Annotated in this window: 10 protein-coding genes; 3 read left to right on the top strand and 7 right to left on the bottom strand. The window is 42.9% G+C overall.

Annotation, left to right across the window (positions count from 1 at the left end):
* Nucleotides 1–158 precede the first annotated feature (158 nt).
* The 4 genes from AB4405_RS19425 to AB4405_RS19410 form a co-directional block, all read right to left on the bottom strand.
* Nucleotides 159–3053, bottom strand: coding sequence for an HD-GYP domain-containing protein (locus tag AB4405_RS19425; RefSeq protein WP_372062457.1), 2895 nt, complete (start codon nt 3051–3053; stop codon nt 159–161).
* 57 nt (nt 3054–3110) lie between these two features.
* Complete coding sequence (locus AB4405_RS19420; protein WP_372062456.1) at nt 3111–6014, bottom strand: HD domain-containing phosphohydrolase; 2904 nt, start codon at nt 6012–6014, stop codon at nt 3111–3113.
* A gap of 280 nt (nt 6015–6294) precedes the next feature.
* A complete protein-coding gene (locus AB4405_RS19415) occupies nt 6295–6864 on the bottom strand; it encodes a hypothetical protein (RefSeq protein ID WP_372062455.1) in 570 nt (189 codons plus the stop codon).
* A 392-nt stretch (nt 6865–7256) separates the two neighbouring features.
* Complete coding sequence (locus AB4405_RS19410) at nt 7257–7829, bottom strand: malate synthase (RefSeq protein ID WP_102468972.1); 573 nt, start codon at nt 7827–7829, stop codon at nt 7257–7259.
* A 157-nt stretch (nt 7830–7986) separates the two neighbouring features.
* Between AB4405_RS19410 and AB4405_RS19405 the strand changes: the two genes are divergently transcribed.
* A complete protein-coding gene (locus tag AB4405_RS19405; RefSeq protein ID WP_102468971.1) occupies nt 7987–9525 on the top strand; it encodes a DUF3612 domain-containing protein in 1539 nt (512 codons plus the stop codon).
* Between the two features lie 403 nt (nt 9526–9928).
* Here the strand turns inward: AB4405_RS19405 and AB4405_RS19400 are convergent, their stop codons facing one another.
* Together AB4405_RS19400 and AB4405_RS19395 are read right to left on the bottom strand one after the other, a co-directional pair.
* Complete coding sequence (locus AB4405_RS19400) at nt 9929–10417, bottom strand: methylated-DNA--[protein]-cysteine S-methyltransferase (RefSeq protein WP_102468970.1); 489 nt, start codon at nt 10415–10417, stop codon at nt 9929–9931.
* Entirely contained in the window at nt 10414–11781 is a 1368-nt protein-coding gene (locus AB4405_RS19395) for an AlkA N-terminal domain-containing protein (RefSeq protein WP_372062454.1), read from the bottom strand. Before AB4405_RS19395 ends, AB4405_RS19400 begins: the two co-directional genes overlap by 4 nt.
* Nucleotides 11782–12094: 313 nt before the next feature.
* Between AB4405_RS19395 and AB4405_RS19390 the strand changes: the two genes are divergently transcribed.
* Nucleotides 12095–12499 (top strand): DUF413 domain-containing protein, encoded by a 405-nt coding sequence (locus AB4405_RS19390; RefSeq protein WP_372062453.1) that lies wholly within the window; start codon nt 12095–12097, stop codon nt 12497–12499.
* Nucleotides 12500–12681: 182 nt separating this feature from the next.
* The gene (locus tag AB4405_RS19385; RefSeq protein WP_372062452.1) at nt 12682–13614 is read left to right on the top strand and encodes a diguanylate cyclase; all 933 of its coding nucleotides are present in this window, start codon (nt 12682–12684) and stop codon (nt 13612–13614) included.
* Nucleotides 13615–14177: 563 nt separating this feature from the next.
* Here AB4405_RS19385 and AB4405_RS19380 read toward each other — a convergent pair.
* On the bottom strand, nt 14178–15806 hold the full coding sequence (locus AB4405_RS19380; protein WP_372062451.1) for a polysaccharide lyase 6 family protein: 1629 nt from the start codon (nt 15804–15806) through the stop codon (nt 14178–14180).
* Nucleotides 15807–15923 lie beyond the last annotated feature (117 nt).

Raw genomic sequence — 15923 nt, 5'->3', positions numbered from 1 at the left:
CCCGCAGTAATACAGTTTTGGTCCACAATTTAACCAAAGCTGCATCAGCGTTTTATAAAAATACCATTACTTACAAATCGATCTATTGCCAGCACATGCATTGAGCATGCGCTCAATCTAATTCCCCCAATTACCACGTGCAATAACCTTGCGGACATTTATAAATAATCCGCAATATTGACGTCATCAATTTGACTGGCTTTTAAGAATTTTTCAGCAAAGACTAAGTAAACACCGGACTCTAAAAACAACGTAAATAACGATTGATCTAAGTGATTGTCTTTTACCATGAAAGACATAATACGCAGAGATTCTGAAAGTGTTTTCGGAGTCTTGTACGGCCTATCCGCACTGGTTAATGCCTCAAAAACATCGGCAAGTGCCATAATCCGTGCAGTTACCGGCATATCTTCACCATTGAGCCCAAGTGGGTATCCTGTTCCATCTATTTTTTCATGATGTCCGCCAGCAATACTCGGCACATTACTCATTGATTTAGGAAACGGTAAGCTCTCTAGCATCTTTATGGTTTCTACAATATGATTGTTAATGATATAGCGTTCTTCATCATTCAACGTCCCTCTCTTAATGGATAAATTATAGACCTCACCCAATCTGTTTTGATAATCTGGCTTCTTCAAATTAAAGCGCTTGTCAGAAACCAACTGCCGCTTCCATGGCACATTGTGTGCACTCGCATCGACCAGCACAAACTCACTTGCTCCAGGTTCAAACGCTTCGTCACCGTAGCGGCTACGCTCTTCCCAAGAAAGCCCTAAACGTTCATCTATTGTTTTTTTCCACTGCTTTTGAGCAACAACGTGCAAACGAGCAATCGCGTCGTCGTCAAGGAACTCGCCACCAAGATTGATTTGAGCAATAAAAGAAAAATCGTCGTCCAACTGCCGCCACTCTTTCTCTAGGCTCTGCTTATAGTGCCCCTCTAATGGCCTACCCAACGTATTCGACAGCGTTGCAATATGAGCATCGCGCTTTAATACTTCAAAACGAGTGCGAACCTCATGGATTCGGTTATAAATTGTTTCTAGCTTCGTTGCTTTATCTACAACATGTTCCGGCGTCGTGACCTTTCCACAATCATGTAACCATGCCGCTAAATGCAACTCCTGCCATTGATCTTCGCTGAGTGTAAAATCATTAAAAGCCTCAGACTGAGAATTGACTGCCGCTTGTGTCAACATTTCCGTCAACACGGGCACTCGTTGGCAATGATTTCCGGTATATGGTGACTTGGTATCCACCGCCCCAGCCATCACCTCAATAAATGACTGCATGAGCGCTTTTTGGTCTTCGAGTATCTGCTTCGTTTCAATCGCTACCGACGCATACTCTGCTAAAGCATCAATGTACGGCCCTTTGCGTTTGAGAAGGTCATCAATCGCTGCTGAATCCACCAACAACCCAAAACCACCTAATAAGTGCTCGCGTCTATCAAATAACGGAATAAAAAGAAATGACTCATCTTTCAACATGCCATCTACTAGTGCTTGGGCGGCGTGGTATTCATAAACAATCGGCTGTTTATTGGTGAGAACACGATATTTAAATGCTTCTAATTCTGAATCATTTATGTCAATAGTCTTCAACGACTCGACATCGAGGAGATCACCGCTTTTCGTTAACACGCAATGTGGCTTCAAATTCGTACTGGCGTCGCAAAGATAAAGATAACTGACGGTCGCGCCTGTCGATTGCAATGCTTCGCTACTCAGTAATTCCAGTAACCTTTCAAGATCTTGAACCTTGGCGATATTTTTAGTGAGCGTTAAGAAACTGGCAATGGTTTGCTGCATTGCATACAACGACAGCGAAAGTTCGTGTATTTCCTTTATATAAGAGCCTTTCACTCCACCAAGATTAAAATCAAATCGTTCTATGCGTCGTGCTCGCTCTGTGGCGATTTTGATCGGATTGGATATGCGTTGAGCAATGGCATAAACAAAAGGTAATGACACACATAAAACAATCAATGAGGCATAAATGGACGTTTTTGCGATAGCTTGTGATTTCCCAAGCAGTTCATCCGATTTCACTACCATCAATAAATACAGGTTGTGTCCAGAATGACTGGGGGATTGTTCTATACGGCCAATCCAGGTCTCACCTAAGGCCTCAAATTGAACGGAGCGGTTTACCACTAAACCTATTTTGGAAACGGCCTCTTTCACGACGGGATTCGCAATATCATCAAGGTGTAAATAACCACTTTTCCGTACTTCCTCTTCGACATCAATGAGTGTTGGATTGCTGTAAGCATATAATCGGTAACTTCCATCAAATAGCACTCGAAAAGAAGATTTTCTTGTGACCGATTCAGCCAAGACACTCGATATTTGTTCAAGAGTAAGGTCCGCTGCAACCACAGCGCCATTGGCCGCTCGTTTAGAAAATGTCGTTCCTATTTTATCAACCAACGGGAAATAATAAGGATCTGAAAGTAACAATTCATCCCTAATTGCATCCTTGTACCATTGTTGGTCTTGTGGAATAAAATGCAACTTAGTTCTTAATTCCGTCGTAACCACTTGATATGTATTATCGAACTCGTAACTCATTAACCGGTTATCAACGTTCGAGTAGTTAAACACAATAAATTTCGTTTCAGGCTGAACCTTTAATGCCGCTCGCATCATTGGGTTATAGGGTTGGTAAGCAATGAGAAAATCGCCACTAGGAAAGACCATAGAATAAGATAATACATAGGGGCTTGATGAGAGAAGGCTGATCATCTGAGGCATAGCACTGAGTCGCTCATTTGCATCTTGATGCCGAGATAGTTCTGCTTGAGACAAGGCTTCCACGATAGCCAATGCCGGCTGATAATGAATGGTTAAATTGGATTGTGTCTCTTTAGCAATACGATCAAACAGATGTTCATTCGCATCTAATAAGACCTGACTTAATCCATTTTGAGTTAACCAAATTTGTACCCCACAAACCGTGAGAATAATGGCTAAGAACAGGCTAGTAATGTGAACGTGGAGTGGATACCTTAACCTAGACCAACTCCACCACTTATTTCCCTCAGCCATTAAGCCTTCCCTGCTTATTATTATGATAATAAGAAGAATAGGTTAGCTTTCTCTATTTCACACTTTCTTCGTCGATAAATAGGGTTGTATATCCTTGACGTCTATCTGTTCAAGTTTGATATGCACTTGCGCGTAGTCTAAATAGACGTTAGATGTCAGGAACAACTCAAAAAGGGCACCATCTAAATGCCCATCATTCACCATCACCCTCATAATCGCCAAGGTTTCTGACAACTTTTTAGGTTGCTTATAAGGCCGGTCTTGACTCGTCAATGCCTCAAATACATCGGCAATCGCCATTGCCCTGGCGGCGACAGGAAGCTCGCTTGCAACTAACCCTAGTGGATACCCTTTTCCATCAATCCTTTCGTGGTGACTGCCTGCCAATAACGGAACATTGGTCATGTGCTTAGGAAAGGGCAAACGTTCCAGCATTCTTAATGTCGCAATCATGTGACTATTGATGATATAACGCTCCTCTTCGTTTAACGTGCCTTTACGCACCGATAAGTTATAGAGCTCACCCAAGTTATTTTGATGCTCGCCAGGCTTAATAACAAACCTAGGCTCTCTTTCTGGATCTTTTTCCCACGCCACCAGATGCTGCACACCATCACTTAATATCGGTTCTTTGTTGCCTACTATCGATACTGACGTGTCATACCGGGATAACTCTTCCCACGATAACCCTAAGCGAGAATCAATCGTTGCTGTCCATGTTTGTTTTGCGATGGCATTGATTCGCTCGAGAGCCTCGGTGGTGAGGTACTCATCACCGGTATTCGCTTTAGCGATGATGGCGAAATCGTCATCTATTTGCTGTTTCTTCGCCTCCAACTCCTGCCATTGCTCTGACGTTAAATTGGTGGTTGAATAGTGTTTGTACATACTCAACTCAGCGTCTCGCTTAAGTATTTCAAACCGCATCCGCACCTCATGAATACGGTTATAAATCGTTTCCAGTTTGGTCGCTTTATCGATGATATGTTCTGGTGTGGTTACTTTTCCACAGTCATGCAACCAAGCGGCGACATGCAGCTCTTCCCATTGTGCTTTGGTCATTGAAAAGGCCTCAAACGGCCCTTCTTCCTGCTGTTGCGCAGCCAGTGTTAACATCTCAGTGAGCACAGGGACACGCTGGCAGTGGTTGCCGGTATAAGGTGATTTGGTATCAATCGCTTCCGCCATGACTTGAATAAACGAATCCAGTAGCGCTTTCTGACTTGCCAGCATCGCCTGTGTCTCGATAGTCACCGAGGCATAAGCAGCAAGCGTTTCAATATATTCAAGGTTTTCCATCAACACAAAATCTTCATGTGCTTTATCAAAACCGAGCCCTAACGCCCCTATCACTTTTTGTTGTCGGTCAATAAGAGGGATGAACAAAACACTGTCTGTTTCATTATCTCTTTTTACGAGTTCACTGACTTCATCATGCGGTACGTAAACCGATTTTTTTTGTCTGAAAAATCGCTCCAAATCACCTTGTAGTAGCGGATCATCCAGTCGCAAAGGCGGAACGGTTGCAAGATCAACATCATCATGGCTTTTTAGCTTAATGAAACGAAGTTCCAGCAATATTTCCTCATTATCCAGAAGGTAAATATAGGTGCTGTTCGCATGAGTAGCTTCAGCAGTTTCACTGCAGACTAGTGCAAGCAATCGGTCTAGATCATATTCTTTTGCCATTGAATTTGTGAGGGACAAAAACCGCCGAATCGTGGATTGCATTGCTGAGAACGAGTCAGACATTTCTTTTATTTCAGCTACTTGGGATGTGTTTTGAGAACCATCATTGAATCTAAAATGTTGAATTGATTTTGCTTTCTCACTGGCCTGGCGTATAGGTTTTGCCAACCACTGAGACATGTAATAGATGCACGGTAACGCGAACAGCAACGCAATAAACGAACCCACTAAAGAATACCGAGCGACACTATTCGCATCTTTCAGTAACTGATCCGCTTTTACCGCCATCGCTAGGTTGAAATTTTGTTGATCTGTCCCTTCAAATCGATCGACTTTCACCACCCATCTCTCGCCCTTGTATTGGACCTCCCTCGCGGGTTCGCCGAATTTTCTATGTCGCAAGGTTTTATTGATCAGCGGGTGGACAATATCATCAACAGTGAGTGTGCTCGTGCTTCGAATAGCATCCCTGACATCAAACAACTCGGGCTGACTAAAGCCATACACATGCCCTTCATCGTCATACAATAAGCGAAGCGCATCTCTTGCCTCTGTCGCATCTTGAAGTACTTTCGACACTTGACTCAGGGTCAGGTCAGCACCAAATACGGCTCCGTTTGTTGCACGTCGAAAAATAGAGATACCGCTTTGTCCTATAATGGGCATGAAATACGGTTCAGAGACTTGAGTTTTCGTTGTCGCCGCATTTCGATACCAAACAGAACGCCTAACATCAATATTGTTGTAAGGTATGGTCACGCTTGATAAGTGCACCTGCTGTGCATTATAGGATCTTCTTTCTATGAGGTTGCTTTTGGCATCAAAACTTAACGCTGCAAATTCTGCATTTGGACTAAGCTGCATCAGGTGACGCAAACGTTCATTGGTAATACGAACCACAGTAAACCAATCACCATCGGGGTAACCAACCACGAATAAAGTGAGGAATCGGTTGGAATGCAATTGTGAAATAAGCTCAGACGCAAATGAAAACCGGGTTTGCGCGTCACTTGCTCTTACTAGCGCAGTGGACGAGTAAGTATCTACCGTCGTAAAAACTGGCGAAAATTGGTAATTTAAGTCCGTTCTTACCTCACTGGCAATTCGCTCAAATAGGTTTTCATTGGCGTTAAGTAAGACCTTGTTTAAACTTGCCTGCGTAATCCAAATTTGCACACCACAGATGACAATGACCAACGCAACAAACATCAAGGTGATGTGTACATGAAGTGGCAAGGGACGCTTAAGATTGGTAACAAAACGCTTTAACATAATGGCTAACTAATTGTGTTTTAGGTATATAGGGCGCAAGAACACTGCGGAACGGACACGTAACTGATGCTCCGTAAGGTTAGTCGACTTGCGGGTATGTGAAAAGCTTTGATTGGTGAAAATAAAAAAAGCCTCCCTTTAACAGGGAGGCAAATATACTATCCATCTTGATTGTTTAGTCATTTATTACTGTACAAATTACGTATTGCTCGCCGCTCTTAGTATTACGCAATAAAAAACTCAACAATCAATGGATAAGTAACTTGCTGCGAGTGGTACATTAAAATACGATTTGATAACTCAACGTATAATCATCACCATTTTTCGCCGTATATTCTTTGACCTCACTGCATGCTCTCGGCTTACCCTTTCCATCGCCTTGAACCAAACTTACCCAATGTCGAATACCCGATGTCAATGAGCGCTCACTATGGCCAAATGTAGTACAAGTCTCTAGCTGTACGTCATCAATACTCACCAACTCAAGGTATCCCGTCCCCGTACGAAATCCCATCGCAACTTCGACATGAGTACCACTTTCATCACGAAATAATATGGATTGCGGAGCGCATTTGTCACCGGTATAAGCGATAAAATGTTTGGCATGTTTGAGGCCACTGTGCTGACCATTTTTGAAATAGGCTTGCACGTGTCGATAGTCTATCTCGTAACTCACCACATCTTCGTGCGATCCGTTATCTAATGGGAACAACGTGTCTAACAGTTGCTTTGCCTTTTTTTGTTTTTTTGATTGCTCATCAGACTTGACCATTTCCACGGCAAACACGGCTTCGGCGATAAATGTTATAGGGTTATTTTGTTTTGTCTTATCGAATGTCAGCATGTTCATAGTCTCTTCCTTCTACGGCAAATTCATCCCTACTAAGCAAAGGTTCCAACAACGGTGTCTACTGTCGTTCGTTGTCGTTTTGCTTACCACCTAGACTACACACTTTTTAAAAACAATTTCACAACAAAAATTTCACAGTGTTAATTTTACAAAACAACGCCAAAAATTGACTTCAAATTCAAATAAAGTGCATATTAACCGGGCGAGTCACACGGCGTTTTTTAACCTATCAAGACGTTGATTAGACAGCCTACTCTAACATCACCCACATTTAGCGGCCTCCACAACAAAAAGGCCTCCCCAAAACAGGAAGGCCATTTATTGATAATCGGCAGTATTCAATCAAAAAGTACAATATTGGCTGTCACATTGCGTGTTGTACGTCAGTACCCTTAGTACGCAAAACTAAAATTCAGAGTATAATCGTCGCCATTTTTGGCGGTGTATTCTTTATCTTCGCTACTTGCCCTTGGACGGCCCTGTTCATCACCTTGAACCAAACTCACCCAATGTCGAATTCCAGAGGCATGGGCATGCTCTGTTCGACTGAATGTCGTGCACGTTTCAAGTTGTACGTCATTTATCTCTACAAGCTCTAAGGAACCGGTACCTCTGCGACTACCGATCATGACTTCAACATGAGTGCCACTTTCATCACGAAACAATATTGATTCCGGTGAACATTTATCGCCCAAAAACGCGATAAAATGCTTGGCACGTTTTAGCCCACTGTGTTCACCGTTTTTGAAATACGCAAGAACATGTCGATAATCAATCTCGTAACTTACTACATCCTCATGTGAGCCGCTTTCAAGCGGAAACAAAGTATCAAGCAGTTGTTTTGCCATTTTTTGTTTTTCTAACTGCTCATCGGCTTTAACCATTTCCACGGCGAACACAGCTTCTGCGATAAACGTTGAGTGGTTTCTGTGTAATTCTGTCTTATCGAATGTCAGCATGTTCATAATTATCGTCCTTTTGTCGCCGCCAAATCAAAATGGAGCAAATGCACTAAACGGATGTTTAAATTTATATTCGTTTTGTGATCTTGCTTACTATGTAGACTAGCGCTTTTTTAGCTACAATTTCACAACAAAAATTTTACAGTGTGAATTTTACAAAATGCCGTTATCAAAAAGCTTAATTCGACAGTCCCATTTTTTGGGTACCAAGATTAGAAACCTTAGAAAACGTAACCATTTAACGATGGAAGATTTGTCAACACGCTGCATTCGAGTCAACCCGGAGTGCGCCCCATCGGTTTCGTACCTATCAATGATAGAGCGAGGCAAGCGTGTACCTAGTATTGATATGCTAGAGGTCATTGCTGAGGTGTTTCAGAAAAATCCCGCATGGTTTCTTGATAGTGAACCTGAGCAAGAAGAGATCACACCAGTCAGAGGCAACCGAGGTGGCATCAGCGGCATGGCACTCGAACCTAGTTTTCTATTCTCCAACGACATTTTACAAATTGCGATTCCAGAGATGCTGTCACAAACGGGAATCACAGGACGTCAATTTGCCCATCTTCTAATCCGAGCACATCAGGAAAGTTTGCAAAACCATTTTCCAGACTTGGAGCGTGCAGCGGAAGAAGTTGGGCGAAAACGTCTTAATCTTTCCGTTGAAGATCTCATCGATATTGCGAGGGATCTTGGTTTACGTGTTCAATGGGTCAATCGCACACCAAAAGATGTCGTCGATGAGCTTGGTATTAACGCCAAACAACTCGTCACCTCTTTCTTCGAGCCACCGGGGACGATTTATCTCAATGAGATTTTAAAGGCTTATCCCACTCGCTTAAAATATGATCTTGCGGTTTATATCGGCCATCGAGTGCTGCACAGTGAAGATGGCTTAAAGAGCGTACTGAGTGTGGGTCATCATAATAGCTGGGAAGATGCTAGCGGATCCCCCTCGACATCGGCATTAAATTCACAGGATATATTACAAGCTTGGCGAGATTTTGAGTCCAGCTTCTTTGCTGGTGCGCTACTGTGCCCTAAAGTGCCCTTCCGGCAACTTTTAGATCGTTGTGGTTATGAAATTGATGCTCACAAACATGCAGGGGTTTCTCCTTCGGTTGCTATGCGTCGCATGACCGTCGTGTCACCTTATCCGCATTGGCATTATTTCGATGCTTATGGACCCGGAAAACTAAAAGCGGTATACCGCGGAAACGGAATTCCGCTTCCGTGGGGTAACATGAGAATGGTGAACGACCCTTGTCAACACTGGGCTGTGTTTAGACGCCTGTCTGAGCCTCGTCATGGTTCGTCTGCTCAGTTATCCATTCTCAACGTAGGCGATGAGCCAAGAATTTATTGTTGTGAGTCGGTCAACATGACCGACCCCGCAGGTAACAATCGTGTCCTTTGCGCAGGCATTGACCTTAACCCTGCTATTGACGCACAAGGCGGTAACGCATTAGACATTGCAAATGAACTGAAGAATCTATGTGTCAACAGCGGTGGCAGTGCGATTATTCCTAAGAGTATTAAAAAAGACCTGACTACGATTTCGAAAATACTCAACATTAATTGGATAGAGCGAGGCATTGATAGCGAGGCACGACTCATTTGTTCACGCGGTGCTGGTTGCCCACGTAAACCAAGTTGTTATGATAAATGTGCTGAAGAACAAACTATAACGTTGGAATAAGTGACGAAGCTAAATGAAAAAAAGCCAGCCACAAAGTAAGGTGACTGGCTATATACATTTGTGAACAAGAGGTGTTCACTAACAACGTCAGTTGGCTAGGTGACCCTCGGCTTAAAAAGGGTCACAATTATATATGCATGTAGCGTGCCAACTTTTAAATCGTGCTAATTAGCCTCTAAACCGCGATTAATCACGACAAAAAACAACCTGCACTCATATAGCCTTTGCATTTTGCATTTCATTTTGCAAAATGCAAAATGCATCTATAGCAATATGCTAAAACATATCGTTCTGCAAAATAAATATGCAACCTATCACTAAGATTAGCCAATTAATTTCCATCGCCTAACACCTTAGTTTACAAACTGACAATTGTTTAACAAAACGCCACTTTATCTATGAATCATTCCGTGGTTGTTAGCGACATATTCTCGAGTTTTAACAAGGCTTTCTTGCGTTCCACTCCACCCGCATAGCCAGTTAACTGACCGCTTTTCCCAATAACACGATGACACGGAACAATCACTGAAATGGGATTTTTTCCATTTGCAGAGCCAACGGCCCTGACGGCTTTTGGATTTCCGATTCGTTCCGCTAACTCTTGATAGCTGATGGCCTGCCCAAAAGGTACGTCACACAACGCTTTCCAGACTTGGTTTTGAAAAGGCGTACCTATAGCGGCGAGCGGCACATCAAAGGTTTTTCTATCTCCGGAAAAATATTCACCTAATTGTTGCTTCGTTAAAAGCAATACAGGGTGAGTTGCTCGTTCTTCTCCGAGCTCATTCGGTTGTGTTGTCTGTTCCTCAAACCAAAGGCCAGTGAGTCCTTGATCCGTTGCTTGGATAGTAACTTGACCTAGAGGGCTATTAACTATCGTATAAAATATCATGATGCTTGGCTCCAGCAATGTAGGGTCGCATAGCTCCCCCAGGGTGATACTCGACTGTCTTCACACAAAGGGTGATTATCTGTGTATTTTTTAACAACCAAATCTGTTTTCAACAATAAATCAGGCTGTGACTGACCACGTAATTTTGCATAATTGACGGTCCATGGCCCGATACCTTTCAATATCAACCATTTGTCGGGGTCCAGCGTATCATCTGCAATCAATGAAGCGGCTAGACGCGACAATGTGTCTTTGCGACTTTGAGGCATTCGCAAAAAGCTGAGATCGCTATCGACTACGCAACGGGGGGTCGGAAATACGAGTTGTCCTGAAACGGTTCGACTCAAGGTTTGGTTTAGCAAATTTACTTGCCCAATAGCTGCTTTAACCGATACTTGTTGCCCAATGACCGCTCTCACTCCCGCTTCCCATGTTGACCAAATACCCGGAATACGAATACCACTGTATTTAACAAGGTTCGGGTCGGCGTTGAGCAAGTGTGCCTCTATAACCGATAAATCAGTATTAAGGTCAAAGACTCGCCTAATATTACTCACCATTGAATACAGTTGAGTGACATCTTCAATATCAAACTCTACTTGTACTGTTTGTTTGTTTTCAAAATCTGCAACGACTTTAAACCAACCCAACGCTCCGTTTAATTCCACGTATCGCTCATAAGCTTGGTCGGTGACCAACTCAACGCCGCTAATCGCGCGTCGTTGATAAAATGCCAATAAACCTTGCCAATCATAGGCACCTCGGTAGGCAAGCGATAGCTGATTGTGCGGGCTCTTCAAAGTGCGCGCCCGCCTTAAATCAGACGGGTTTAGCTTCAATAATTTTTGAAAAGCATCATTAAAACGACGCGTACTATTGAAGCCACAAGCAAACCCAATATCTGTCACACTCATTGAGCTGCTATGTAGTAGTTGTTTTGCAAACATCAATTGCTGATATTGCGCATATTTCTTAGGCGGCATTCCAAGATGCTGTTCAAAAACCTGCCTAAGATAACGGCTACTGATCCCCAACCTTGCGGCCAAGTGTTCAACCCCATTATGTTGTAACGCACCTTGTTCAATAAGCCCTAATGCCCGCTTAAAAGTCGTCTCGATACCTTGCCACGCCCAAGAGCTTGGCGCACTATCGGGTCGACAACGAAGACACGGGCGGTAGCCTGCCTGCAATGCCATCGGTGCATTTGAAAAGTAGTCCACATTTTCTTCTTTAGGGGGGGTAGCTGGACAAATCGGACGACAAAATATCCCGGTTGTCTTCACTGCCACAAAAAACTGACCGTCAAACCGGCGATCCCTAGAGAGTCGAGCGGCGCGATATTGCTCTCGAATTTTCGCTTCCATTGCTTGGCTCCTTCAAATCGATATACCAGTGAACATGTTGAGTATCCCATGGTCGTGAATAAGACAAGTGTAACGCACATCACCCACAAAACTCGCCATTTTCGGAAGTGTATCTGTCTTCCTAGGTAATCTGAAAATTCATCGCAATGTCATATTTTTTTAAAGAGAAAAATGAAAAGTAATGGTTCGCCAAGGTGTTATGGATTGTTCATTGTATTGAGGCAAAAATTGCAGGTTAAAAAACCTGCAAATTCTTCGGCGCTTTCTATACTAGGGCAGTGTCAAACGGTTAACATGATTACACGAGGTTATTATGTCTGATATGGATTTTCGTCTTGGCAAGAGACCATTTTACGACAACAAAAAGTTTCGACGCGGGTTTGCAAAATCTGGCGACTTTACGTTAGCGGAAGAGGAGATTTTGATTCGTTATGGCGACACTATGAATCAATTAGAATGCGGTGATATTGCTCCTGAAACTGACCTTGAGCGTCATTTTTTGCTTGTCACTTGTGACGAAAAAAAAGCCGAGACCAAACTCGAAAAAGCTTGGATAAAATACATTCATCTTGCCCGCGATAGGCGAAGGTTTCACACATTAAATGGGAAAAATCTATCCGCGACGGAAAGCGAGTCTCAGAATGACGACGACTACCAAGCGGATGATACACTCGACGAACCACTTGCTAGAACAGAAATGCATGATGATGAACCTTAAATTGTTTCGATATGCCGATCGTTTCGTGTCGTACTTTTAGAAGACGAGAGCACCAAATAGGTCGACCTCCCATGATGTCGGCCATCGGCATTCAACAGCAAGGCCTATCTTTAATCTCATCCTACCAGTGATATTTCAGCTATGATTAATAATCAAATCAATATCATGCTATAGGGATAGGTATGATTACTCAACCAGATCAGCTGTATGAGGTATTGTCTTGCCTACCTGACCCAGCATTTGTATTGAGCGAAAATGGCATTTATGTCGATGTGCTCGGAGGGACAGATACCCAGTCTTATCATGACGGTAAAGCTTTGATTGGACGCTCACTTTTTGACGTTCTTCCTACAGATAAAGCAGACTGGTTTGCCAGTGAAATAATGGCATCTCTTAACCAAAACAAAGTTCGCACTGTTGAATATGATTTATCTGCTGACGACGTAGACGGCCTCGATGAAAAATCGTTGCCACTCGGCTTGCTTCGCTTTGAAGGGAAAATTTGTCCATTAAGCTTTGCTTATCATGGGCATAGGGTCGTACTTTGGTTGGTTCGAAATATCTCGGAACATTACCATCTAGAAACACAACTGCGAGAGCAGAGTGAAACAGACAGTCTTACTGGTATTGCCAATCGTCGCTTTTTTTTCCACACCCTCAATTCACTCATCCATACCAAAAGAACCGATGATCATCTGTCACAGTTGGCACTCATTGACATCGATTTTTTCAAAAGAGTAAACGATACTTTTGGGCATCAAGCGGGTGATTTCATATTAGTTTCTTTTGTAAAACTCATGCAGCAATTGATTCGGAAATCAGACGTTTTGGCACGGGTAGGCGGTGAAGAGTTTGCATTACTCTTGCCAAACACCGATGCTTCGAAAGCAGAAAAGGTCGCACAGCGAATCAAACAAGCAACGGCCGCACAACGCTTTAATTACGACAATCACTCCATTTCAATGACCATCAGTATGGGAATCACCTCAGTCGTACTGCCCACTACGGATAAAGACGTTTTCTCTCAGGCGGATATCGCTCTTTACCGCGCCAAAGCCGAAGGACGAAATCGAGTCATCGTGTACACGCCCGAATCGACAAGTCATTGTCCGTAATAAGACGATAGACCCGATCACTATGCGGCGTGTACATATGGCATATCAAGTTATTGGTGTTGTTCTCATTTTCGAGTAAATCGGTCAATGATGAAGACGAACGCAATAACAACAACGCAGACTCCTGCATATATCGCACTCATATTTTCAGAATGTAGTGTACCGTCATAAAATGGATTCATTGATGTGTCCTCTGTTCCTTAGAGTAGAAAAAAGCGATGTCCCTAGATCAACAACTGTCAGATAACCACCCAACCTTTCATACACATGAAACTATGCTTTTATCCAATACTGAAACGTGCGAACGACCGTTTCAGATACCACAATTTTTAATTATGAGCCGCTTAGATGTCGATATTATTGCAATAATAATGGAAGGTGATGGATTGCCATGCAACAAAATGAATACAACGATAAATCAGAATGTTAAACCAGCTTCATGGTGCTTCATCCATAAAAAATGCCCACCGGATGTGGTGGGCATTGTTGTCGAATCGAACTTAGTACGGTGAACTGGCTTATCTAGCACTGCCAAATTTCACTTGGTACGAATCACACAGTGTTTATTTAGTCGCGTTCTCTAAAACGTAATCTGGACCCGCAGTTTCTGCTGTCACAACCGTCAATTGCTCAACGTCTGCGCCAGCGTTTTCATACTGATTGAGACCATTAACCATTGCTTTCTCTGGTAACGTCATCGAGTATTCCCCTACCTGCTCTTGTTCTACAACATTTCCTGCATAAAACTCATTGCTGTACGTTGCCCCGACCAGCGGTAGCTCTTTTGCAGCGCGAACGCTCACGAACTCAGGGTGTTCAGAGTTGTCGACAACATTGCCTGAAAAATTCACGTCAACACCCGCGTAAATATTCTCAACCTCAGAGTTGTTAAATAGGCTGACACGGTGTGTTTGGTTGCCATACACGATACCCCACTCTGTATCCACTAGAGTGTTATTGGCAATATCAATGTTCTTTGGCGTCCATTGTTTATTGAGTTCTTTACCCTTAACAGATTGATCCAATTGCTCGTCGTTTTTCACGTCAATAATGCCAGTATTAATGACAATACCGCCACGCAAATCAGCGTTGCCTTCAATCAATCCATCACGTCCGCGTGTGTTGGCAATGTAGTTATTACGAATCACATGATCTTCGTCATAAATACGCATACCACCCGTTAAGCGTTTTTCGTTACCTAGGATTACGTTATTCTCGACCGTGTTACCTTTACCGTGACGCAAAGAAATCAACGATGTGCTCTCGAAAATTGTATTACCCGAGATGGTGTTATCGCCTGACTTTATAGAAATAAGCTCTCGCTCACCGTCCATATCAATCATCAGATTATTAATAAATTTTGAGCTCGAATCCCATTGTGATGACTTAGAATCACCAATACGGATCGCTTCCCAGCTATTCCCGTTATAACGAATGGCTTCTTTGATATCAAATTCATTAAATTGATTTGGCTTTTGGTCTAAGAAGATATTGTTAGCGATCAAATGATTGTCTGGCGTATCGTCTTTTTGTACGCCAATCAAAGTACCGCGCTTCTGCTTCCCTTCAAAACGGTTATTAATCACTTTCCCATCTTTACCCCATAGTGATACCCAGAGGTATTTAGGGTATTCCGAACGACGCTCATCAGGCTCATACGCGTAGTCATGATTGAAGTAATAAAAGGTCGAATTTTGCAACGTAATACTGTTACCCATCATTCGAATGGCACCAAATCGCTCGCTTGGACCACCCTCAGTAAACACCAAACCATCAACCGTAATTCCATTACCTTTTAGTTCAAGCTGTACCAATCCGGTAAGCCATACCGAACCAGGGTTTTCTGCAACGAGTGTTAGGTTATTGGCTGTTACAACGGTTTGACCCAAACCTGAATACTTGCCATTTGGAATGACAATGGTTGCGCCATCTTGCGCATTTTCTATTTGCTGTTTTAATTCCGCTACCGTTTGCTCGGAGACCACATCAATTTGCGCACCATCAACAATATTTAGACGTTCGGTTTGTAACAAGTAGTCACGAGTAATCTGGTTAAAAGGCACCATTTGAGTGACATTATCTTGCACTGAAGTCTTTTCATTTGATTCTTGAGAGTTGTTAGTGCCACAACCAACTAATGCGGTCGTTGCAAAGACTGCCGTTAATGTCAGAGCGAGTACATTTTTTTTCATAAGATTCTCTTTTAGAGGGATTTTTAATGAATAACGTAAATTGAAAAATAGAATAGACGAGTTGTTTTTATAATTAGAAAAGCGGCTGCGAACAGCCGCTTTGGATAGTAAATGTTT

The organism is Vibrio sp. 10N.261.51.F12 (assembly GCF_041471725.1).
Classification (GTDB): Bacteria; Pseudomonadota; Gammaproteobacteria; order Enterobacterales; family Vibrionaceae; genus Vibrio.
Note: the sequence above shows the minus strand (reverse complement) of the source record. Positions and strands in the feature narration are given on the sequence as shown.

What these genes read in the sequence shown, in the direction of transcription:
- AB4405_RS19400 (WP_102468970.1), bottom strand. Translation starts at nt 10,417, where the DNA reads ATGATATTTTATACGATAGTTAATAGCCCTCTAGGTCAAGTTACTATC.
- AB4405_RS19395 (WP_372062454.1), bottom strand. Translation starts at nt 11,781, where the DNA reads ATGGAAGCGAAAATTCGAGAGCAATATCGCGCCGCTCGACTCTCTAGG.
- AB4405_RS19385 (WP_372062452.1), top strand. Translation starts at nt 12,682, where the DNA reads ATGATTACTCAACCAGATCAGCTGTATGAGGTATTGTCTTGCCTACCT.
- AB4405_RS19390 (WP_372062453.1), top strand. Translation starts at nt 12,095, where the DNA reads ATGTCTGATATGGATTTTCGTCTTGGCAAGAGACCATTTTACGACAAC.
- AB4405_RS19380 (WP_372062451.1), bottom strand. Translation starts at nt 15,806, where the DNA reads ATGAAAAAAAATGTACTCGCTCTGACATTAACGGCAGTCTTTGCAACG.
- AB4405_RS19420 (WP_372062456.1), bottom strand. Translation starts at nt 6,014, where the DNA reads ATGTTAAAGCGTTTTGTTACCAATCTTAAGCGTCCCTTGCCACTTCAT.
- AB4405_RS19425 (WP_372062457.1), bottom strand. Translation starts at nt 3,053, where the DNA reads ATGGCTGAGGGAAATAAGTGGTGGAGTTGGTCTAGGTTAAGGTATCCA.
- AB4405_RS19410 (WP_102468972.1), bottom strand. Translation starts at nt 7,829, where the DNA reads ATGAACATGCTGACATTCGATAAGACAGAATTACACAGAAACCACTCA.
- AB4405_RS19415 (WP_372062455.1), bottom strand. Translation starts at nt 6,864, where the DNA reads ATGAACATGCTGACATTCGATAAGACAAAACAAAATAACCCTATAACA.
- AB4405_RS19405 (WP_102468971.1), top strand. Translation starts at nt 7,987, where the DNA reads ATGCCGTTATCAAAAAGCTTAATTCGACAGTCCCATTTTTTGGGTACC.